This window comes from Segatella copri, assembly GCF_009494395.1.
Lineage (GTDB): Bacteria > Bacteroidota > Bacteroidia > Bacteroidales > Bacteroidaceae > Prevotella.
Map to the genome: position 1 here is coordinate 31,515 of NZ_VZCB01000001.1, position 22,935 is coordinate 54,449.

At 48.4% G+C, this 22,935-nt stretch carries 11 protein-coding genes and 1 pseudogene; 7 read left to right on the forward strand and 5 right to left on the reverse strand.

Features of this window, described 5'->3' with window-relative positions; all coding sequences use genetic code 11:
• Positions 1–59: 59 nt before the first annotated feature.
• Complete coding sequence (rhaB, locus tag F7D73_RS00120) at positions 60–1,559, reverse strand: rhamnulokinase (RefSeq protein WP_153121725.1); 1,500 nt, start codon at positions 1,557–1,559, stop codon at positions 60–62.
• A 318-nt stretch (positions 1,560–1,877) separates the two neighbouring features.
• Positions 1,878–2,753, reverse strand: a complete 876-nt coding sequence (locus tag F7D73_RS00125; protein WP_153121726.1) for an AraC family transcriptional regulator — start codon at positions 2,751–2,753, stop codon at positions 1,878–1,880.
• 321 nt (positions 2,754–3,074) lie between these two features.
• On the opposite strand from F7D73_RS00125, the gene F7D73_RS00130 reads away from it, so the two are divergent.
• The 4 genes from F7D73_RS00130 (at position 3,075) to F7D73_RS00145 (ending at position 13,041) form a co-directional block, all read left to right on the forward strand.
• Positions 3,075–6,272: a SusC/RagA family TonB-linked outer membrane protein gene (locus tag F7D73_RS00130; protein ID WP_153121727.1), complete on the forward strand. Its 3,198-nt coding sequence runs from the start codon at positions 3,075–3,077 to the stop codon at positions 6,270–6,272.
• A 38-nt stretch (positions 6,273–6,310) separates the two neighbouring features.
• On the forward strand, positions 6,311–8,347 hold the full coding sequence (locus F7D73_RS00135; protein ID WP_153121728.1) for a RagB/SusD family nutrient uptake outer membrane protein: 2,037 nt from the start codon (positions 6,311–6,313) through the stop codon (positions 8,345–8,347).
• Between the two features lie 68 nt (positions 8,348–8,415).
• The gene (locus tag F7D73_RS00140; protein WP_153121729.1) at positions 8,416–11,241 is read left to right on the forward strand and encodes a SusC/RagA family TonB-linked outer membrane protein; all 2,826 of its coding nucleotides are present in this window, start codon (positions 8,416–8,418) and stop codon (positions 11,239–11,241) included.
• Positions 11,242–11,262: 21 nt separating this feature from the next.
• Complete coding sequence (locus F7D73_RS00145; RefSeq protein WP_153121730.1) at positions 11,263–13,041, forward strand: RagB/SusD family nutrient uptake outer membrane protein; 1,779 nt, start codon at positions 11,263–11,265, stop codon at positions 13,039–13,041.
• A gap of 121 nt (positions 13,042–13,162) precedes the next feature.
• On the opposite strand, the gene F7D73_RS00150 is transcribed toward F7D73_RS00145, so the two are convergent.
• Entirely contained in the window at positions 13,163–17,500 is a 4,338-nt protein-coding gene (locus F7D73_RS00150; protein ID WP_194256796.1) for a hybrid sensor histidine kinase/response regulator transcription factor, read from the reverse strand.
• Between the two features lie 259 nt (positions 17,501–17,759).
• Between F7D73_RS00150 and F7D73_RS00155 the strand changes: the two genes are divergently transcribed.
• Together F7D73_RS00155 and F7D73_RS00160 are read left to right on the forward strand one after the other, a co-directional pair.
• Positions 17,760–18,014, forward strand: a complete 255-nt coding sequence (locus F7D73_RS00155; protein WP_153121732.1) for a hypothetical protein — start codon at positions 17,760–17,762, stop codon at positions 18,012–18,014.
• 1 nt (position 18,015) lies between these two features.
• Positions 18,016–18,348 carry a type II toxin-antitoxin system RelE/ParE family toxin gene (locus F7D73_RS00160; protein ID WP_153121733.1) on the forward strand — a complete coding sequence of 111 codons (333 nt, stop codon included), beginning with the start codon at positions 18,016–18,018 and terminating at the stop codon, positions 18,346–18,348.
• Between the two features lie 598 nt (positions 18,349–18,946).
• Here the strand turns inward: F7D73_RS00160 and F7D73_RS00165 are convergent.
• Both F7D73_RS00165 and F7D73_RS00170 read right to left on the reverse strand, forming a co-directional pair.
• Positions 18,947–19,042, reverse strand: a complete 96-nt coding sequence (locus F7D73_RS00165) for a smalltalk protein (RefSeq protein WP_153121734.1) — start codon at positions 19,040–19,042, stop codon at positions 18,947–18,949.
• 78 nt (positions 19,043–19,120) lie between these two features.
• On the reverse strand, positions 19,121–19,684 hold the full coding sequence (locus F7D73_RS00170) for an HU family DNA-binding protein (protein WP_153121735.1): 564 nt from the start codon (positions 19,682–19,684) through the stop codon (positions 19,121–19,123).
• A gap of 754 nt (positions 19,685–20,438) precedes the next feature.
• On the opposite strand from F7D73_RS00170, the pseudogene F7D73_RS00175 reads away from it, so the two are divergent.
• Positions 20,439–22,880, forward strand: a pseudogene (locus F7D73_RS00175) (SNF2-related protein); the annotation flags it as partial.
• Positions 22,881–22,935: the final 55 nt, after the last annotated feature.

A 22,935-nucleotide genomic window follows, 5' to 3' on the forward strand; every position in this document is an offset into this window, starting at 1 on the left:
GAGGCGACCAAGGGGGGAAGGTTCTTTTTTCCTTTTTGCCCTTTTACCCTTTTACCTTTTTACCCTTTTATCTTTAAAAACTTCTCGTATGCCTCATCCCATGCTTCCTTGTTCTTTGGCTCGAATTTCTTGAGCTCAAGCGAGTTGGCGATGATCTGACGCATTTCCCAGATGTCCTTGACCAAGCCTGATGCCTTCGCCTGGAGCATGATGTTGCCGATGGCTGTGCCTTCCTGAGGACCCGCCAATACGGTGACACCGCAGCTGTCGGCAGTGAACTGGTTGAGATATTGGTTGAGCGAACCGCCACCGATGATGTGGAGCACGTTGAGGTCGAAGTCGGCAAAATCCTTCAGCCAGGTGAAAATCTGACGATAACGGAGCGCAAGACTCTCGAAGATGCAACGGCAGAATTCGCCATAGTTCTGAGGAACGTGCTGTCCTGTCTTTTCGCAATACTGCCTGATAGCCTCTACCATGCTCGATGGGTTGGCAAAGCAGGCATCGTCCGGGTTGATGATGCTCTGGAAGGCAGGCTGCTTCATCGCTTCCGCAATCAGCTCTGCATGTCCCAGACTCTTCATATCCTTCTGGCTGGCAGCTGCTTCGTCCTTCCATTCCTTGCGGCAGCGCTCGTAAATCCACATACCGCAGATGTTCTTCAGGAATCGGGTAGTGCCCTCGATGCCGCCTTCGTTGGTGAAGTTGAGTTCATAACTTTTCTCGTTGATGATGGCATTCTTGGTCTCGATACCCATCAGACTCCAGGTACCGGAGCTCAGATAGGCAAACTCCTCGTTCTTGGCAGGAACGGCAGCAACGGCACTGGCTGTATCGTGACCCGCTACGGCGATGACAGGAACGGCATTCAAGCCCGTCATCTTCTGCACCTCTTCGGTCAGCGTACCGATGATGGAAGCAGGGTTGGTCATCTTGCCAAACTGCTCTCTCTTCAGTCCGAGACTCTCCACGAGATCGTTGTCCAGGTCGCCCGTCATCGGGTTGAGAATCTGGGAAGTAGATGCCACGGTATATTCGCAGATAGCGTTGCCAGTGAGCATATAGCTCAGCGCATCAGGGATAAAGAGAATCTTGTCTGCATTCTCCAAAGCCACGTTTCCCGCCTTTCTCATGGCGTATATCTGGAAGAGCGAGTTGAAGTTCATGAATTGGATTCCGGTCTTCTCGTATACCTTTTCCTTGCTGATTTTCTCGTCGAAGTATTTCTCCATCATGCCGAAGGTATGAGGGTCGCGGTAGGCGAGAGGATTGCGGAGGATATCCCCGTTTTTGTCCACATATACGAAGTCACATCCCCAGGTATCGATACCGATGCTTTCGATATGGATGCCGCGCTGCGCCACGAGTTTCAATCCGGCGATAATCTCATAGAAGAGGGCGAAGATGTCCCAATAGAAGTGATTGCCGGTCTCGATGAGTCGGTTGTCGAAGCGGGTGAGTTCTTCCAGTTCGAACTTGCCCTCAGCCAGACTTCCCAGGATGGTTCTGCCACTGGTAGCACCCAGGTCTACGGCAAAGAAGTATTTCTTCTGTTCCATTTTTATAGCGTGTATTTTAAGTTATTGTTATTTGTTTACGGTTGCAAAGATAGGATGAAAACGCAAGAAGGAACAATAGAAAATGATATTAGAGCCTAGTTTTTTGGCGTCTGGTCAAGAATCTAAAAGAAATATCAAAAATTAAAGTTTTTGGGTGGAGCAGTTTTTGGCACGGATTACACGGATAACACGGATTCTTTTTATGCAATTATAATCGCTTTGCCTACATTAGCGCCATAAATCCGTGTAATCCGTGCCTTATCTATACCCTAGGCAAGAAGCTTATGACACACCCTCATCTGTTTGTGGGAATTTTTTTTATCGGGTGGTGTTTCTGAAATCGGATGGCTTCATGCCGGTCTGATTCTTGAATTTAGCCGAGAAATAATCAGGGGATTCGAAATTGAGGCGGTAGGCTATTTCCTTGATGCTCTCATTGGTGGTAGACAGCAGTTCCTTGGCTCTCTGTAGTTTTAAAGTTTGCTGATAGAGTGCAGGAGCGAAGCCGGTATATTCCTTGAAGAGCTTGCGGAATGAAGAATAGCTGACGCCCAGTTCCTGTGCTAAATCCTGGATGGTGAGCGTATCCTCCAGGCTCTCACGGATGCGCAGACGAGCCCTGTTGATGATATCCACATGCTTGGAATCCTTGCCCAGGATGATGTTTCTCTCCAAGGAATACATCTTTCCGATGAGGTGGTTCACGATGCCCGCCAGTGTCTGCTGTACGAATGCAGCCTCCTCCTGTGCCGTCTTGTACGCCTCCTCATACAGGGCGATGATTTCGTTGCTGTAGCCCACGTGATAGATCGGCTTTTCCGGCGATAGGAATCCCGCTTTCACACGGTCGTTGATATTCTTTCCCTTGAATCCGATCCAGTAGCTCTTCCATCCCTTTGTGCTCGATGGATGATAGCTGTGCCATTCACCGGGAAAGAGCAGGAAGATGTCTCCAGCCTTGATTTTGGTTTCCGGAAGATGGGCAGAGCTGAACACACCTTCTCCTTCCGGCTGATAGAGGAGCTGGTATTCATCGAGGGTTCTTCCCTTCTTAATATCGAAATAATATCCATCGGCATGTCCCTTGGTAGGATATTCTTCCCCTGGTACGATTTCCTCTCGTCCCACGGTGCTGATGGTGAGACCCCATTCGGCGTCTCTTTCTGTTGCTAATAGATATTTGCTGGTTTGCATATTGCTTATTTTGTTTCTGTATAATCGCTTAGAGGCGTTTTTATGTCCAAATCCGCCTTTTCGCTAATTTTTCGGCAAAAATACACAAAAAAATCCACTATACCTTATTATATATGTAAAAAAGTATTTAAAATTATACTGAAATGTATAAAAATGTATGGTTTTGGATGATAATAATGATAGTTGAACGATTTTATTCTATGAAAAACAAGGTTTTTTAATAGCTTTGCAGCAGAAATCCTTTTCAAGAGGATTGCGACTAACAAAGCGAAATTGTCAAACCAAAATAGAAAGTAAAATCTTAACGTCATAATAAACAAAATGAATAACAAGCTATTTATGAAAAGTTCAGCATTGCCTGCAACTTTGTTTTGCACGGCATTGATGCTTGCCCCTCTTTGCGGAGGTGCAGGTTCTGCTAAAGCGACTACGGCTATAGCTCAACAGACAGGTATCCTCAAGGGTACTGTTGTTGATGCCAATGGTGAAGCCGTTATTGGAGCTAGTGTTATCATCGAGGGACAGAAAGTTACCCAGGGTACGGTTACAGACTTTGATGGTAACTTCTCTCTCAACGTGAAGCCAGGAGCCAAGTTAAAGATCAGTTACATTGGATTCGTATCACAGACCGTGGTTGCCAAAAACGGCATGCAGGTGGTCTTGAAGGAAGAGGCTACTTCCCTCAAGGCTGTAGAAGTAGTAGCCTATGGTGTACAGAAGAAGGTAACTGTTACCGGTGCCCTCTCCAGCGTGAAGAGTGAAGACCTGGTCCGTACCCCTGTAGGTAATGTCAACAATGTGCTCGGTGGTCAGCTTTCGGGTGTAACCACCGTACAGTATTCCGGTGAACCGGGTTCTGATGCTGCGAGCGTATTTGTTCGTGGTAAGGCTTCTTTCAATGGTGCCGACCCTTTGGTTCAAGTGGATGGTGTAGAGCGAAGCATGAGCGATGTGGATCCTGAGGAAATCGAGAGCATCACTGTTTTGAAGGATGCTTCTGCCACAGCCGTATTCGGTGTGCGTGGTGCCAACGGTGTTATCCTGATTACTACCAAGCGTGGTCAGGAGGGTAAGACCAAGATCAGCGGTTCTACTTCATGGGGTATCCTGACTCCTACCAAGATGGTAGAACAGGCAAACAGCTACGAGTATGCTACCTTCCATAATATGATGCGCCAGAATTCGCATGGTAAGAATGGTGATCCGTTGAGTCCTCAGTTCTCTGATGCCGTTATCCAGAAGTTCAAGGATGGAAGTGATCCTATCCGTTTCCCTAGCACCTTGTGGGCTGAATACATCATGAAGGATGCTACTATGCAGAGTAAGCACAACCTGAACATCAGCGGTGGTACCAAGACGGCACGCTACTTCATCAATGTAGGTTACTATACCCAGGGTGGTCTGTTCAAGGAGTTTGGGCAGAATTACGACTTCGGTTATCAGTATAACAGTTTCAACTACCGTGCCAACCTCGACCTGGATGTCACCAAGACAACCACCATCTCCTTCAATCTGGCAGGTAAGGTAGATAATGCCAACAAGCCATATTCCGGTCAGGGATCATCTGGTCTGATCAATGAGGCTTATCAGGCTACTCCATTCTCCAGTCCGGGTATCATCAACGGAAGATACATCTCTACCGAGTCCCAGTATGAGGATTGCGGTACCGACCAGCTTCCTTTCGTGGGGGGTAGCGGTATCACCTATTTCGGCAATAATGATGTGAATGGCGGTTTCATGAAATCTACCAACAACAAGCTGCAGTTCGACCTCCAGTTGAAGCAGAAGCTCGATATGATTACCAAGGGTCTTTCTTTCAAGATGAAGGCTTCATACAATGGTGCCTACGCCATCAATAAGAATGCTTACGCCAAGAAGGCTACCTATACCCCTGTACTCCAGGACGACGGTACCTATAAATATAAAAAATATGGTAACGAAGAGCAGTTGAAGTATGAAGAGAAGACCGGTCGCAGCCGTTACTGGTATTTTGAGGCAGGTCTCAACTACAACCGTTCGTTCGGATTGAACAATGTGGGTGCCATCCTGCTCTACAATCAGGACAGCAGCTATTATCCAAGCACTTATACCAATGTGCCTCACCGCCAGGTAGGTCTGGTAGGTCGTGTTACCTACGACTGGAACAACCGCTACATGGCAGAGTTCAATGTGGGTTACAATGGTTCCGAGAACTTTGCTCCGGGCAAGCGTTACGGTACTTTCCCGGCTATGTCTGTGGGTTGGGTAGTGAGCGATGAACCATTCTTCAAGCCGCTTACCAAGGTAGTAAGCTTCCTGAAGCTCCGTGCCAGCTACGGTCTGGTAGGTAATGCCAATCTGAACGGCAACCGCTTTATGTACACCGCCGATCCTTTTGCTATCAACAATAATGGTGTTTCTACCCGTGATGGATACGGATACATCTTCGGTGTCAACAATACCACCGTATGGAAGGGAGCCTACGAGATGGCGCGCCACAATGCCGACATCACCTGGGAGCACGCCTATAAGCAGGACTATGGTTTCGACATCAACTTCCTGAAGGATAAGCTCCGTGGTAACTTCGATTACTACTACGAGCACCGTACTGACATCATGATGATTGACAACAATGTACCTACCATCATCGGTTTCAAGATGCCTTACACCAACGATGGTGAGGTGAACAGCTGGGGATGGGAAGCATCCCTGAAGTGGCAGGACAAGATAGGCAAGAACTTCAGATATTGGGCAGGTGTCAACCTCTCTTACAACCAGAATGAGCTGATCAACAATGGTGAGGCTCTGCAGCCAGAGGCTTATCAGATGGCAAAGAACCATCGTCTGGGTGCCCGCAGCATGTATCAGTTCTGGCGTTATTACGACGAGCAGACACCGGCACTCTATGAGAAGACTTTCGGCGAGAAATTCCCTACCCAGCTGGTAGAGAACATCCAGCCTGGTGATGCTGTGTATGTGGATTTGAACCACGATGGAAAGATAGACCCGAACGATAAGACCCGCGACCTGGGCTATACCGATGATCCTGAGTATATGGTTGGTCTGAACCTCGGATTCAGCTACAAGGGATGGTCTATCAATACCCAGTGGACGGGTGCCTGGAACGTAAGCCGTATGCTGGATGGTGTGTTCCGCTCACCATTCTACAACAAGACCTCTCACGAGATGGGCGGTCTCCTGAAGTATGTGGTGGAGAACAGCTGGACAGCCGATAATCCATCCCAGAGTGCGAAGTATCCACGTGTATCATTGGATTCCTGGGACAACAACTACGCCACTTCTACCCTCTATGAGAAGGATGCGAAGTATCTGCGCCTGAAGACCCTGCAGATTTCCTACGATTTCAACGCTCCGTTCATGAAGCGCATGGGTATGAATCAGCTGCAGCTGGCATTCAGCGGTTACAACCTCCTTACCTTCACTCCTTATATCTGGGGTGATCCTGAGGCACGTGCTACCACTGCACCATCCTATCCATTGCAGCGTACCTACATGCTGTCTTTGAAGGTGGGCTTCTAATATATTACACATTAATATATATAAATAAGGTAAATACAATGAAACTTAACAATATATTCAGAGGAATCGTTCTTACAGCCGTTATCGGTTCTGCGGTGACGGGGTGTACAGAGCAGATCAAGTTTGGAGATTCCTTCATAGAAAAGACTCCGGGTGGCGATGTTACCATTGATACCATCTTCAATAGTGCAGAATATACCCAGCAGTTCTTGACCAGTATTTATAAGAACCAGTACTACGGTCTGCCTTTCAAGGCGGGTGACGGCAACTCCCACAGTTACTTCAGTGGTCAGATAGAGGCGATGTCAGACTGCTGGCACAATCCTACATCTTCTGTTGGTATCTATAACCTGGTGTATAATGATTACATGACAGCTGCCAGCAGCAATTCCATCTATGGTTTTGACAAGGAGGATATCTGGGAGATGGTGCATGCCTGCTACCTCCTGATGGAGAATATCGACCGTGTGCCTGATATGGACGAGGCTACCAAAAAGCAGTATGTGGCTGAGGCGAAGTGCCTGATTGCATCTTCCTACTTCAACCTCTTCCGCATGTACGGCGGTCTGCCTCTGGTTACTCACTCATACGATGTAAACGGAGATAAGCTGGATGCGCCACGTGCTTCGGTAGAGAAGACGCTCAATTTCATCATCAAGCTTTATGATGAGGCTATCAATTCTGGAGCCCTTCCTTTTGCTTATTCTGATGATGATGTCACTACCATGAAGGCACACTGGACCAAGGCGGCTGCCATGGCAATGAAGTGCCGTGTACTGCAGTTTGCAGCTTCTCCATTGTTCAACGACGACCAGCCATATTACAGCGGCAAGTATTCCATGGAGAATGCGAGTCAGGACAGTCTGGCTTGGATGGGTGGCAAGAAGCCTGAGTTGTGGCAGCAGTGCAAGAAGGCATGTGAAGACTTCTTCAATGAGAATGCCAACAACGGCAATCCTTATCATCTCGTAGAGCCTACAGCCCAGACTACCGAGGCTTATCGCTTTGCCTATCGCTTTGCGTATATCAGTCAGGCCAGTCCGGAGGTCATCTTCGAGACCCGAGTTACCGACAACAACCACAACTCCAAGTATTGCTGGGCGGCACGTCAGTATATGCGTACCCTCGACCGCCAGGCTTATTGCCCTACCCAGGAGTTCGTAGAGATGTTCCCTTGGGCTGATGGCAAGCCATTCAACTGGGAGGAGACCGAGAAGGCTGGCGAATTGGACCACATGTTCATCAAGGGTGACAGAAAGGTAGGCAAGCAGGAACTGCAGAACGTGAAATATACCCGCGACCCTCGTCTTTACGAAACAGTAAGTGTGAACGGACAGCGTGACAAGGTGAATGTGGGCGACGGTAAGTCAACCGGTCAGAATGTAGAGTTGTATGTGGGTGGTACCAATGCCGGTACAGGTCCAGACAAGTGTGTGGGCGTTTATGCTACAGGCTATTTCCACAACAAGTACATTGCCGACGGAATCACCGGTTCTGCCTACGAGCGCGAGAAGCCACACTGGGTAGAGATGCGTCTTTCCGACCTCTATCTCATCTATGCCGAGGCTCTGCTTCAGGCTGACGGCAACAATGTCAAGGCTTTGGAATACATCGACAAGATCCGTGCCCGTGTAGGTTTGAAGGGACTTGCGGAATGCAACCCATCAGAGAATCTTACCACCAACAAGGATAATCTCCTGGAAGAGTTGCTGCGCGAGCGTGCCTGCGAGCTGGGATTCGAGAACACCCGCTTCTTCGATATGAAGCGCTATAAGAGAGCCGACCTCTTCAGCCGTACTCTCCACCGTCTGGTCATCTATCGACAGGTGAAGGATGATGCTACGGGCGAGTGGAAGACCACTACCAACAAATGGTATAATGGCGACAGAACCAACAAGAAGCTGAATAAGGACAATGATGCCTGGTATGAGCCATCTCATTTTGAGTATAAGCGCCTGCCTATCACCACGGGAGCCCGTGCATGGTGGAATGGATTCGATGTAAAGTGGTACTTGTTCCCATTCCCACAGACCGAGGTATTGAAGGGTTATCTCGTTCAGAACCCAGGCTGGTAATCCCGCCGGAGGTTATCTCTTGAGTAAAGGTTACTTGATTAAAGTTACAGATTAAAAAAGTAAATTCGATGAAAAATAATAAGAATGCTGTACTGATGGCGATGGCTCTCCTGAGCCTGCCAGCTTCAGCACAAGTCAAAATAGATTCCATTGCTCCTCATCGCTATGCGGCTCAGAGCATCGATGTGGGTGCCAATGTGAACTTCTCCCGCGAGCAGTCAACTTCAGCAGTGTCTGTCATCACCAGCGAGAGTACCAACAAGCGCAGCGCCAAGAATATCGGCAACTCTATCCTGGGACAGGGTTCCGGCTTGATTTCGCTGCAGAATTCCGGCAACTATGCCGGCATCAATCCTACCTTCTACATCCGCGGTATGCAGAGTCTGGATGGCAACACCCCTCTCTTCGTGGTAGATGGTATCGAGCGTGATATCCAGTATATCTCTGCCGAGGAAGTGGAGAGCGTATCCGTATTGAAGGATGCTGCTGCCACTGCACTCTATGGCTACAAGGGTGCCAACGGCGTGGTGCTCATCACTACCAAGCGCGGTAAGTTCAATTCCAAGGAAATCAAGGTGAATCTGGACCATGCCATCAATTTCATGGCTCACAAGCCTAAGTTCGTGGATGCACAGACCTATGCCAAGGCGATGAACGAGGCTTATGCAAACGATGGCTTTGAGAACCCTAGATATACCCAGGAAGAGGTGGATGCCTTCGGATCAGGCAAATATCCTTATCTCTATCCTAACGTTAACTGGGTGGATGAAACCTTCCGCAACCACAGCGTTACCAATATGCTCAACGCTTCGTTTACGGGCGGTGGCGAGAAGTTCAAGTACTATGCCTTGCTCGACCTGCAGTATGACAATGGTTTCGTGAAGAATCCGGATACCCATGAGGGATATTCTACCAATAATAAATATGTGAAGGGTAACCTGCGCATGAATATGGATATGATTCTCTCGAAGAATACTACCATGAAGGTGAACCTCCTGGGTGTGCTCGCTGAGTCGAATGCTCCCGGCAATTCTGCCAGTTTGTGGGATATGGTCTATAGCCTGCCTTCTGCTGCCTTCGCCGTGAAGGGCGAGGATGGCAAGTGGGGTGGTAACTCTACCTGGGCTGGTACCGTTAACCCTGTGGCACAGTCGCAGGATGCCGGTTACTCCAGAAATCACAACCGTGGTATCTATACCGACCTCACCATCCGTCAGGAACTCCCTGCGGTATTGAAGGGTCTGGCTGTTCAGGGCCGCATCGCTTACGACCATTTCTCCAACATCTACGAGGATTACAGCAAGACATACGTATATGGAAGTCCTACGGTAGCCGACTGGCTGGATGGCGAACCTCAGTTGGGCAAGGCATTCATGGGTGGTTCTGAGAGCGATCTCGGTGCCTCTATCTCCACCAACAGCTTCACCCGCCGTTTCCATGCCGATGCCAGTGCCGACTATCAGAATACCTTCGGCGCCCACAGCATCTACAGCCAGTTGAAGTACGATTACGAGTTCAGCGATGAGTTTGCCATCAACAGTACGCTCTATCGCCAGAACATCAGCTGGTACACCCACTATGGTCTGCTCGACCGCTACTTCCTCGACCTTGCCCTGGTAGAATCCGGTTCCAACCGTCTGGCTCCTGGCAGCAAGTGGGCTTTGTCGCCTACGGTATCAGCAGCCTGGGTACTCTCCAAGGAGAATTTCATGAAGAAGCTCAACTGGGTGGATTTCCTCAAGCTCCGTGCATCCTACGGCATTATCCAGACCGACATCCTGCCTGAGAGCGGATGGATGTACTATATGCAGCAGTATCAGACTACCGGTGGTTCCTATCCGTTCAACAGCGGTTTCCAGAGCGATTTCGGCCGTACCTATTTTGATGCCATTGCTACTTCCGGTCTGACCCATGAGAAGGCAGCCAAGTTCAATGCCGGTGTAGATGCCACCCTGTTCGGTGGTCTCGATTTCAGCTTCGATGGTTTCTACCAGCGCCGTTCCAACATCTGGGTATCTACCGCAGGCAAGTATTCTTCAGAGCTGGGTGTGGATGCTCCATACGAAGGCGATGGTATCGTGGATAGCTGGGGTTGGGAGGCAAGTCTCGACTACAACAAGCAGATTGGTGACGTGAAGTTCAACATCGGTGCCAACATCGATTACTATCGCAGCCAGATCAAGGAGCAGGATGAGGCTCCTAAGCTCTATCCTAACCTGGTAAGCACCGGTCATCGCGTAAGCCAGCTCTTCGGCTACAAGGCTATCGGCTTCTTCAAGGACCAGGCAGACATCGATGCTTCCAAGCCACAGCTTCTGGGCAGCACTCCTCGTCCTGGCGACATCAAGTATGAGGATGTGAACGGTGACGGACAGATTGATACCAACGACAAGACGGCCATCGGATATTCTACCGTAGCTCCAGAAATCTACTACAATATCCATTTGGGAGTAGAGTGGAAGGGACTGGGTATTGATGCGATGTTCCAGGGCACTGGCAGATATACTGGCGTGCTTTCTACCAAGAGTATGTACAAGCCACTGGTGGGCAACACCACCATCTCTCAGTACTACTACGACAACCGCTGGACTCCTGAGACAGCCGGCACAGCCAAGTTCCCGGCGCTGAGCTCAACCAGCAATGCCAACAACTACAATACAAACACCCTCTGGATGTTTGACCGCTCATTCTTCAAGCTTCGCAACATCGAGGTTTATTACAACTTCCCTAAGGCGATGCTCACCAAGACCAAGCTCCTGAATGCAGCCAAGTTGTATGTGCGTGGTGTAGATTTGTTTAGCTTCGACCATCTCGATGAGTCAGATCCTGAGGTATTCGGTGCAACCAATCCTCTGAATCGCAGCATCGTGGCTGGTTTGTCAGTAACATTCTAATTATCTTAAAGTAGAACAATAATGAAAACAAATAAATTAGTATATGGTCTGTTCGGACTTTTGGCGCTGGCATCTTGCAGCGATAAGATGGATTACAGCGAGACGGTAGTCAAGGATAAGGATTATGTGATTCAGACCTTCGAGAAGGTGGGTGGTTTCATGACCGATATCTACAATTATGCAGACTATGATTATGGTCAGAACTTTGGTGGAGGCATGCTTGCCTCTGCCACCGACGAGAGTGTTTACTCCGTGAGCGGTACCAGCATCGAGACCTTCTATAACGGCAGCTGGAGCCCATCCAACGCCCAGGGTTCGCTCTGGAGCAATATGTATAAGGGCATCAAGACCTGCAATGTAGTATTGAAGGATTTCCAGGACTTGAAGTTCGAGGATTTCGAGCTCAATGCCGACTATCAGCAGCAGATGTTCCGTTACGAGAACTACAAGTGGGAGGCCCGCTTCTGGCGTGCTTACTTCTATTTCAATCTCGTTCGCCAGTATGGTGGTGTGCCTGTCATCAACCCTGAGATGGCGGCAGCTGATGTCAACAATCAGCCTCGCAAGTCATCTGACGAGGTGTTCCAGTACATCTTCGATGAATGTGATGCCGTAAAGGACAGCATCATCAAGGATTACTCCGACCTGGGAAGCATGGCTCTGAGTACTGCCGAGGATGGACGTGCCAACAACCTGACCGTCCTTGCCCTCAAGGCTCGTGCAGCGCTCTATTGGGCAAGTCCGCTCTTCAACCCTTCAGGTGATAAGGAGCGTTACCACAAGGCTGCTCTCTATACCAAGGAATTGCTGGATGCCTGCGAGGCAAGAGGCATGAAGCTCGCTGCCAAGTATGCTGACCTCTGGTCAACCAATAATTACAAGGATGCCGACAAGAAGTGTGAGATTATCTTCGGTCGCCGTATCTATGGTACCAAGATTTCTTCTACCGATCCATCTGATAATAGGGTAGAAAGCTACAACTATCCATTCGGTATCGATATGGCAAAGGCTAGTTATTCAGCTTCCGGTAGAAACTGCCCATCCCAGAACCTGGTGGATGCCTACGAGATGAAGGCTACGGGTAAGGGTATCAATGAGGCTGGCAGCGGCTATGATGAGCAGAATCCTTACGCTGGCCGTGACCCTCGTTTTGAGCTGACCATCGCCAAGAATGGTGATCTGTGGCCTACTGCAGCCCGATATAACAAGGCTAAGCTGCAGACCTATTATGGCGGCGTGAATGCCGAGCCATTGGTGGGCGCTACTCCTACGGGTTACTATCTGAAGAAGTTGCTGCATGGTGATATCGACCTTACTTCAAAGACCAAGAAGCAGGGCGACTATCATACTTGGGTTACCTATCGTCTGGGTGAGTTCTATCTCAACTATGCTGAGGCTGCATTCAGGTATCTGGGCAGCGCCACCGCTACAAGTGCCGATCTCCCTATGTCGGCAGACGAGGCTGTGGACAAGATTCGCCAGCGTGCCGGAATGCCTGATTTCCCTACTTCGTTGAGCAATGAGGAGTGGTGGAGCAAGTATCAGAACGAGCGCATGGTAGAGCTTGCCTTCGAGGGTCATCGCTTCTGGGATGTACGCCGATGGAAGGAGGCTAACAAGTTCTTCAAGAACATTCAGGAGATGAAGATTACCAGGAACGATGATGGTTCCTTCACCTATACCCGTGAAACCGTACAGCGCCAGTGGGATGACAAGATGTATCTCTTCCCAATCCCTAACGACGTGATGCTGAAGCACGAGAAGTATGGACAGAAGTGGGAACAGAATCCTGGCTGGTAAATTTAATGATTATTTAATAGTGATTAGTGATTAATCGTGATTAGTGATTATACAAAATAAAAAAAACTCGTTGGCTTCTTTACCAACGAGTTTTTTTTGTAATCTATTTGGCAGGCAATTTTTACTTGCCATACTTGCTAGGCGCTATTCCATACTTATTCTTGAAGCACTTATAGAAATAGGTGGAATCGGAGAAACCAACCTTTTCGCTGATTTCGCTTACGGTGTATTCGCCTTCCAGCAGGAGCTTGGCGGCAATGCGCAGACGCTCGTTCTGGATATAGATGTTTGGCGAAACACCCATGATGCTCTTCGTGCGGTTATATACCGTGGTACGGCCCAGGCAGAGCAGCTCGGCAAGGCGGTCTACATTGAAGTTGTTGTCGCCGATATGCTGTGCCACGATTGCCTCCAGCTTGTCCTTGAACTTCTTGTCGAGGGTTGACATCAGGAGGGTTGGCTCATTCTTCTTGAGTTCCTTCACAGGCTTGATCAGGATGGCTTCTCCGCCTGACGTCTGCTCTGGGTTCTCTTGCGGAGCATTCTCCTGCAGGGCCTTTTCCTGAAGCTTTGCCTTCTCTTCAGCCTGCTGCTTCGCCTTCAGGTCCATAGCCACAAACTGCAGGGCTCGGGCGATGAGAAGCTTGAAGTTGCATGGCTTCACCATATAGTCATCTACGAAGTTCTTGTATGCCTTCAGTATATGGCTGGTATCATCAAAGGCGGTCAGCATGATGACCGGGATGTTCTGCGTCTCCGGATCCGCCTTCATGTTGCTTACAATCTCGTAGCCACTCATTTCCGGCAACTGGATGTCGCTGATGAGCAGGGCTGGCTTAATCTTTCGGATATTCTCGTAACCCGTCTTTCCGTTCATGAATGTTTCTACATGGAAATAGACCGACAGCTCCGACTTGATCTGCTCCAGCATGTCCGGATCGTCTTCTATCACCATCACGGTCACGTTGTTGATGGCTTTCGGAGTCATCTCCTTCACGATCATGTCTATCTCGTCCTTGTCGATGCTGTGGTCGTCCAGCGCCTTCTTCTCGATGATATCCTCCGGCTGATACTTGCCGGCATCGTCTGGCAGGGCAAGGCAGAAGCGGCTGCCTCCTAGATTCCGGGAACGCACATAGGTGAGCGAACCCTTGTGGATTTCTGCCATCTGATGCGCCGTATAGAGACCGATGCCCATACCGCCCTTGGAAGCATAGCCGTGCATGAATGGCTTGAAGAGATCAGCCTCTCTTTCCGGCTTGATGCCCGGACCGTTGTCTTCTACCGAGAAGAATACGATATCGTTCTCCAGATAGAGTCTTACGCTGATGATGCCCCTGTCCGGGGTATATTTCACGGCATTGCTCAGCAGGTTATAGACGATGGTTTCCACCTTTTCCTGGTCGAAGAGCATCTCATGCCTGCTGGTCCACGGAGTGAAACTCATGCTGACGTCCTTCTGCTTGGCTACGGTATAGAGATCATTGTAGATGCTTCGTACGAAACTGATGATTTCGCCCTTTTCCACATTCAGCTTCATATTGCCCGTATTGATCTTGCGGAACTCCATCAGCTGGTTGATGAGTCGCTGCAGTCGCTTGGTTCCTCTGGAGAGGGTATAGATGGTGTTCTTGGAAGCATAGCCTTCTCCCTTGGTCATCATCTTCTCCACGGCACTCTGGATGATGGCGAGCGGGGTGCGGAACTCATGAGAGATATGGGTGAAGAAGTTGATTCGGGAGTCAGACATCTGTTTCTCCAAAGCAATCTGTTGGTTCAGTTCGAAGTTCCTTCTCCATGAACGGTAGTAGAGCACTCCGGCTCCGCAGATGATGAGCAGATAGATGCACCACGCCCATACCGTATTGTACCAAGGCTGGCGGATGGTGATGTGCAGCAGGGTTTCCTCGCTCCACTGGTTGCTGCCTATACGGGTACGGATATGCAGGGTGTAGCTGCCAGGGTTCAGGTCGCTGAACTCGGCATGATTGATGCTGGTCATCGGGCGCCAGGTCTTGTCTATTCCTTCCAGATAGTACTGGTATATCGCATTCTGGATGTGCGGATAATCGAAGTTGGAGAAGTGGATGTTGAGCGAATTCTTGTCGTGTGGCAGGCTGATTTCCCGTGTATAGTTCAGCGCCTTAGTCAGGAATTGCTCGTTTTCTGCTTCGTATATCGAGATGCCGTTGATGGTGAGGTCGGTGATGACTGCCTTCATCTTAGCTGGTGGCATGCTGATGGTGCGGGATGGCTGGATGAAGATCATGCCGTCGGCAACACCGAATACCAGTCTGCCATCCTTCAGCCTGGTGGCGCAGTTCTCCGTAAAGTTGTTGCTGAAGATGGTGCGTCCTATCTGGAACGAACGGATATCGTTGGTCTTGGCGTTGAGACGGGAGATTCCTTCCTCTGTACCAATCCAGATATTGCCGTAGTTGTCCTCCTCCAGCGAGCGGGTATTGTTGTCGGTGAGTCCCTTGCTGGTATCAAACAGCTCGTACTCCAGTTCCCCGGTCTTCTCGTCGTAGCTGCATTTCAGAACGCCTCCGGTTGCTGCAAACCACAGTTTTCCGTCGTGTGCCTCGATGCCGCAATTGATTTCGCTTACGGGCAGCTTTCCGTTTTCGTCGCTGAAGCGGAGGAACTTCTGGGCTGTAATCTTCCTCTCAGCGGTATTCACCATGATGATACCGTTGTTGCTGCATACCCAGAGTCTGCCCTTGCGGTCCAGGATCAGGTCGTGGATCTGTGCTTCCTTGCCGTCAGCATTCAGAAACTGCTCGAACTTCCGTGGCTGCTGCCCCGTAGTCTGTGGGGTGATGAGCAGGCCTTCTCCCCAGGTGGCTATCCAGGCTCTTCCCTGCCTGTCGAAGATGGTCTTGTAGAAGGATACGCCCGGAGCATAATGGTCCTTCTCATATTTGGAATATCTCACATTGTCAATGTAGATGCCGTCGCCCTTGGTGGCTATCCATTTCCTGCCCTGCGGGTCGATGGCATAATCGTAGACGCAGGCATCGGTCTGCATTTCCAACGTTCGCTGTTGGGTCTTGGCATCATAGATGTAAGTCCTGTTGGCACGGGTGCTGACGGCGAGCTTGTCATTGCCTATGTTGCTGATATGTCGCACGTAGTTGCTCCATTCCCGGTTGGTATTTGGTTCTATCCTGACATGCTCTGTGTTGAGATCCTTCAGTTCACGGCAGCAATATACGCCATCTCCGGTACAGATCCAGATGCATCCGCTGCGGTCGATGAATACGTTCAGCAGGAAGTCGGAATGGAAGAGCGGGTCCTTGTCTGCTGCAGAGAAGTGCTGGAGTTCATCTTCCTTCGGGTTGTAGATGAAGAGTCCGTTGCCATAAGATACGATGTATACATTTCCGTGGGCATCTTCGGCAGCCACGAAGTTCTTGTCTCTACCGTTGATGTAAGCCTTGTCATCCAGCAGATGGAATTTCCTGAAGAGGTTTCCCTTCTTGCTGAACAGGTAGGCGTTTCCCTTCTTGTCGTAAAGAAACTCATAGGATTTGAGAAAGGTTTTCGACATGGCATTCGGTATCTGGATGGCTGGCTTGTGGAAGATGCCGGTCTTCAGGTTCATGGCGAAAGTTTCTTCCTGGGTAAAGATATACCATTCTCCCTGACAGAAGAAGGAGGCGCGCGATTTCCCCACATATCCCACCATGGATGGAAGATGGGATTTCCTGACGGGCTTGCCCGAGTTGTCATAAAGGAAGGCATCGCCCTTGTCGGTCAGCACGGCGATATGATTGCCGTCTGTGGTCAGGGTGATGATGGGCTGGTTCTTGAGCATCAGATGGCTCTTGCCGTCAGGGGTGATGCGGTTGAGTCCTTTATCGGATGCTATCCAGATATTGTGTTTGAAATCTTCCTGCATCTGTAGCTGATGGTCGCCTATCAGCTTGCCGTTCTTTGTAGTATAGTCTGTGGCGTGCAACTTCCCGTTGCTATAGGTCAGGTATCTGGCTCCGAAATCCCCGGAAAAGAGCCACATGCCATTCTGGCTCTTGAATCGGTTTCTCAAGAGCGTAGCATTTTCCTTATCGAAATAATCGGAGAAATGAGCTGTTTCCAGGTCGAAGCAGCAGAGGATGTTGGATGGATTGTAGCCCCAGATGAGTCCATGTTTCTCGTCGTTGATGAGCTGTGAGATGGAGTGGTGGGTCTTTTGTCCGGAGTTCTTGCTGAGATTGGTGAAGTTGATAAACTGATAGCCGTCATATCTGCTCACTCCGTTCGGTGTTCCGAGCCAGATGAATCCGTCTCTGTCCTGGATGATGTCGTTCACCGTATTGCACGACAATCCGTCCTTAGCCGAGAGTCGTTTCCCGTCCAGTTTGATGCTGCCGGATGCCTGTAGAGGCATCAGCCAAAAACAGATGAATCCTACTATATATAATAAGGTGTAGAATGTCTTTATGTTTCTTTTCATTGATAGGTCTTTTATTTTTCTGCAAAAATACAAAAAAATAACCATTATACCTTATTATATATGCAAAAAAGTATTTATCCCTGGCAGAAAAATAGGAATAGAGGGAAGATGTTGGCATAAGGATAAACATTCCATGCCGTCAGATGAAAGTTTTAGGAGGAGCAAGATTAGGGTACAACTGTTAAAAACCAATATATATTTGCAGTTTTCAGATATTTCTCGTATTTTTGCACCAAATATATAAATTTATAGAGTTGATATGGAACAGATATTAGTAACAATAGATACAGAGGGTCAGTCTTTGCAGAAGATACGTGCAGCCATCAAGATGTTGCGCGGTGTAGTTTCTACATCGGTAATGAAGGACCCCGTTTTGACAAAGACCGAAAAGCAGCAGGCTTATGTCAAGGAATCTTTGACAAGAGCGATGCAAGAGGTAAGGATGGCAAAATTGAATGGTCAGAAGTTGCCCGATGCTCGTGACCTGTTAAAGGAACTGGACGAGGAGGATTGATATGGAAGTAACGATTAAATATGGTCCGGAGTTTAAACGCCAGTTTAAGCGTTTGGCAAAGAAGTATCATTCGTTACGAACTGATTATGACGATTTACTGAACGATATTTCGGATAATCCTTTTTTAGGTGACGACCTTGGAGGAGGCGTTCGAAAGGTAAGAATGGCTATTGCTTCGAAAGGAAAGGGAAAGAGTGGTGGTGCCCGCATCTTAACCTTGAATTTATTAATAGATACGGAAAGTATGGAAGTAACCTTGCTGACCATTTACGACAAGGGCGAGATTTCCAACGTGACGGATGAGTATATTAAATACTTGCTGTCCAATTTGTAATTCTGGCGTTCCGTCGGATTTGCAATCCGGCGTTAAAAATGTCGTAACCTATTTAGGCTCTGCGGATTTGGAATCCGCCGGGACGCCTGGCGGCTTTGCCTTGTTTGCCCCACACGCCCTGAACCAACGGTCACCGGTCGAAGCGGAATTGAAAATCGCTGGCCGAAGGGTAAAGCAAAGGTAAAGGGCTAGGAGCTTTTGGGCCTTCAGCCCGTGTGGCGCCATCCTCCAATATCCCTGATACAACAAAAGGGCCTATATGCCACCCCATTCGTCGTGGCATATAGACCCTTTTCTATTGTTTCGCCGTATTCCCAGCGACTGTAGCCCCCGTATTCCCAGCGATTCCATCGCTGGTCCTTTTTAAGGTAAAAAAGTAAAAGGGTAAAAGGGTAAAAAGGTAAAAAATCCGTGAGAATCGTGAGATCCGTGTGGGAACTTAAAAGAGGTAAAAGGATACAAAAGAAAGAATCTGTGGAAATCTGTGGGAATCTGTGGGACAAGAAACAACTCCCGCAGACGTCGCAGATTTTTACCAAAAAAGTGCCGATAGGATTTTCTCCTACCGGCACTTTCTGTTTGTTGTTTCTGTTGCCGTTTAAGGCATACAGCTGGTCACACCCAAGGTGGTGGCAATCGCAGTCAAGATTGATATCGCAATCTGAATGATAGTTTTCCAAGTGTCCTTTTTCATCTTTTTTTAGTGATTAATTGTTAGTGATTAGTGATTAATTCTTTGCTGCTTAAACACAGCCCCCGAAGGGGCTATGCTTTAGAGGCCTACGTCACTACCTCCTTCCTGGGTGCCGCCGCCTCCTTCCTGGGTGCCACCGCCACCCTCCTGAGTTCCGCCACCGCCCTGGGTGGTATCACCGGTGTTGGAGTCGCCGCCTGGCTTGCCGGTTCCTCCGGTGTCCTCGCTGGTGTTATACTCGTCGTAGGCAACAATCTTGGTGAGCTTCTTGAGCTCAGCATTGCTCCACGACTTCGTATTTCTCACAATCAGGTGAACGCCCTGCACGCTTGCAGCAGACACCTTGTCCTTGCTCACCTCGCCACGCGAAGTCATGCCGATGGAGAACAGACCGAGGTCGGAGATACGCACGCTCTTGCCGTCGAGGATCAGGTGCTTCAGACAGTCCAAAGTGTCCATCAGCACACCGTGGATAGTACCACGACTGTATGGCGAGTTGTGCTCAGAGATATGAGTCACGAAGTCCTCAAAACTCATCTCACGGTCGCTCACTGCGGTAGCATACCAGAGTTTCTTACCTGCGTTCTCTCCACTCTGTGGAGTGCGCGTTACTTTACGATACTTACAAGTTCCTTGTCCCATAATTCTAGTGATTAATGATTAGTGATTAATGATTAGTGATTAATGATTAATTGTTAATTATAAATTGTTTTCATGCTGCAAAGGAAGTGCAAACGAGCGCAGAGTCAAGCTTGCTTGAACTATGCCGAGTGCAGTCTTTCTTCTAACGACAGTGCAAAGGTACGGCTTTTTCCCGGTACAGCCAAAAAACGCCCTGCAGAGTTCTGTTAAACGGATTTAACATTTGCGGAGAATCCTGTTAATAAAAACAAGTCATAATTTTTAAGATAAGAAAACTATATTCTGTAAATAGTTTCTCTATGTTTTGTGCATCCCAACTCTACGTTTGCCTTTTGCGCCATCTACCCCGATTTTCCCCCAAAAGTGGTTACGGTTACAGAAGTTACAGTTTTTCATGAGTCAGTTCCCTTTCCCTTCTTTAGAAGAAGATAATAATATATTATATTATTATCTATTATTATTACTTACAATCTGAAAGTACTCCAAAAGTCCTTGTACCCCTCCGCTGAAAACTGTAACTTCTGTAACCGTAACCACTGTAACCATCTCTATCAGGTCTTACTGCCAGACCCTGCATTTTGATTGTCAACTAAAAAGATAAGATTATGCTATCCCCAATGCTATCAGATCACTTTTTCTAAAACTTTTCCCCAATTTTCTTGCGTGTTTCGAAATATTGTTGTACTTTTGAAGGAGTAAGTGTATTGGAATTGCACTTTTGGTAGCGTAACTATCTGATTATTAGGTGAAACTTATGGAATTGATTAAGGTTATAAACAACGTGTCAGAACGGGTGGTAGATGATTTGAAGACCAAATTATCTAAAGGGTCTCGTGTGTCAATAGCTGCAGCCTCTTTTTCCATCTATGCTTTCGAAGCATTGAAGGAAGAACTGGAGAACGTTGATGAGTTACGTTTTATCTTCACTTCGCCTACTTTCATCAAGGATAAGGTGAAGAAAGAGAAGCGTGAGTTCTTTATTCCAAAACTCAACCGTGAGCGCAATCTTTATGGCTCTGACTTCGAAATCAAACTCCGCAACAAACTGGAGCAGAAAGCCATCGCCAAGGAATGCGCCAACTGGATAAGACGCAAGGTGAAGTTCAAATCAAATGTGTCGCAGGAAACAATGGGCGGCTTTATTCACGTAAACGGCACTGCCCCTTATGTCTATGCACCCTTCAATGAGTTTACCACCACAGAATTGGGATGCGAACGGGGAAACAGCTTATATTCCATGGTCCAGGTGATGCCCTCACCATTTGCCGAGCAGTATCTGAACGTATTCAATGAACAGTGGAAGAATGGCGATAAGTTCGAGGATGTAACTGCCAAGGTGCTGGAATACATAGAAACCGTTTATCAGGAAAATGCGCCTGAGTTTATCTACTTCATTACGCTATATAATATCTTCAGCGAGTTTCTCGATGATATCAACGAGGATGTTCTTCCTAACGAGAAGACCGGCTTCCGAGAGTGTGTGGTTTGGAAAAAACTTTATAATTTTCAAAAGGATGCTGCCCTGGCTATCATCAATAAACTCGAAAAATACAATGGTTGTATCCTTGCCGATTCTGTGGGTCTGGGTAAAACCTTCACGGCGCTGAGCGTCATCAAGTATTACGAAAACCGCAACAAGTCGGTGCTCGTATTATGCCCTAAGAAGCTCTATGACAACTGGAGCACCTTCAAGACTAATTACAAAAACAACCCTCTTGCTGCCGACCGCCTTCGCTATGATATTCTGTTTCACAGCGATTTAAGCCGAGATAGAGGTATGTCAAACGGAATTGATCTTGAAAGAATCAACTGGGGTAACTACGACTTGATAGTCATAGACGAAAGCCACAATTTCCGCAATGGCGGTAATGTGGATGACGAGGATGATGAGGCTGACAACCTGGATATATTGGATGATGGTAAGAAGAAGGAAAACCGCTATCAGCGACTGATGAACAAGGTAATCCGAGCAGGAATCAAGACAAAAGTCCTGATGCTGAGTGCCACTCCAGTCAACAACCGCTTCAACGACCTGAAGAACCAGTTGCAACTGGCATACGAAGGTCATGCTGAGCAAATCAACGAGGTTCTTGACATCGACCGCAGCATAGATGATGTGTTCCGCTCGGCACAGTTGGCGTACAACCGATGGACCAAGTTGCAGCCCAAAGAGCGCACCACGCAACGTTTGCTTGATGAGCTGAACTTCGACTTTTTCGAATTGCTGGATGCGGTAACCATCGCCCGAAGCCGAAGCCACATCGTGAAATACTACGATACGAAGGACATCGGTAAGTTCCCTACCAGATTGGCTCCTATATCCCGCCGCCCAAAGTTGACGGATTTGAGCGATAGCATCTCTTTCAGCGAGATTGCTGAACAGCTGAACAGGCTGAATCTGAGCATCTATACGCCGTCACTCTATATCTTTGATAGCGTGAAGGAGGATTATGAAATCAATATGGAAGGCTCGGGTATCTCTATCGACGGACGAGAGAAAGGTCTCCGCAAGCTGATGGCTACCAACCTGCTCAAACGTCTGGAGAGCAGCGTCAACTCCTTCCGTCTTACCTTGCAGCGCATCCAGGAATATATAGACGAAACGCTGAATACCATTGAAAGCAACGGGCGCAGCGGTTCTGTGGATGTTACCGAATTTACGGATGATTTGGATAGCGCAGATAGCGATAACGACCCATTTGTGGGCAGAAATTCCAAAATCAACCTCCGGGATATTGATGTGGTTCGCTGGTCACGTGATCTTCGCAGCGACCAGGAGAATCTTGCCCTGCTTCAGATTATGCTCCAGGATATTTCTCCCGAGCACGACTCCAAGCTGCAGATGCTCATCGAAGATTTGAAGCACAAGTTTGAGCATCCCATCAATCCGGGCAACAAGAAGGTGATTATCTTTACAGCCTTTGCTGATACCGCCAACTATCTGTACGACCAGCTGGCAGCACGCATCAAGGCGGATTGTGGGTTGAATGTGGCGCTTATCACGGGTTCTACGGATGGCAAATGCACCATACCGAAGTTTCCGATGAGTTTCAATAATGTGCTGACCTATTTCTCGCCCGTATCGAAAGACCGGGCTGCTCTCTTCCCGGATGCTACCGAGGAGATTGATGTGCTCATTGCCACCGACTGCATTTCCGAGGGTCAGAACCTGCAGGACTGTGATTTCCTCATCAACTCACTGCTGTCCCGTTTAGAAATCATCGGGCCTGAAAAGGCTAGGATATAGCCAA

Bases quoted from the DNA above. Each gene is read 5' to 3' on its own strand.
- rhaB (WP_153121725.1), bottom strand. From the start codon at position 1,559: ATGGAACAGAAGAAATACTTCTTTGCCGTAGACCTGGGTGCTACCAGT.
- F7D73_RS00125 (WP_153121726.1), bottom strand. From the start codon at position 2,753: ATGCAAACCAGCAAATATCTATTAGCAACAGAAAGAGACGCCGAATGG.
- F7D73_RS00130 (WP_153121727.1), top strand. From the start codon at position 3,075: ATGAATAACAAGCTATTTATGAAAAGTTCAGCATTGCCTGCAACTTTG.
- F7D73_RS00135 (WP_153121728.1), top strand. From the start codon at position 6,311: ATGAAACTTAACAATATATTCAGAGGAATCGTTCTTACAGCCGTTATC.
- F7D73_RS00140 (WP_153121729.1), top strand. From the start codon at position 8,416: ATGAAAAATAATAAGAATGCTGTACTGATGGCGATGGCTCTCCTGAGC.
- F7D73_RS00145 (WP_153121730.1), top strand. From the start codon at position 11,263: ATGAAAACAAATAAATTAGTATATGGTCTGTTCGGACTTTTGGCGCTG.
- F7D73_RS00150 (WP_194256796.1), bottom strand. From the start codon at position 17,500: ATGAAAAGAAACATAAAGACATTCTACACCTTATTATATATAGTAGGA.
- F7D73_RS00155 (WP_153121732.1), top strand. From the start codon at position 17,760: ATGGAACAGATATTAGTAACAATAGATACAGAGGGTCAGTCTTTGCAG.
- F7D73_RS00160 (WP_153121733.1), top strand. From the start codon at position 18,016: ATGGAAGTAACGATTAAATATGGTCCGGAGTTTAAACGCCAGTTTAAG.
- F7D73_RS00165 (WP_153121734.1), bottom strand. From the start codon at position 19,042: ATGAAAAAGGACACTTGGAAAACTATCATTCAGATTGCGATATCAATC.
- F7D73_RS00170 (WP_153121735.1), bottom strand. From the start codon at position 19,684: ATGGGACAAGGAACTTGTAAGTATCGTAAAGTAACGCGCACTCCACAG.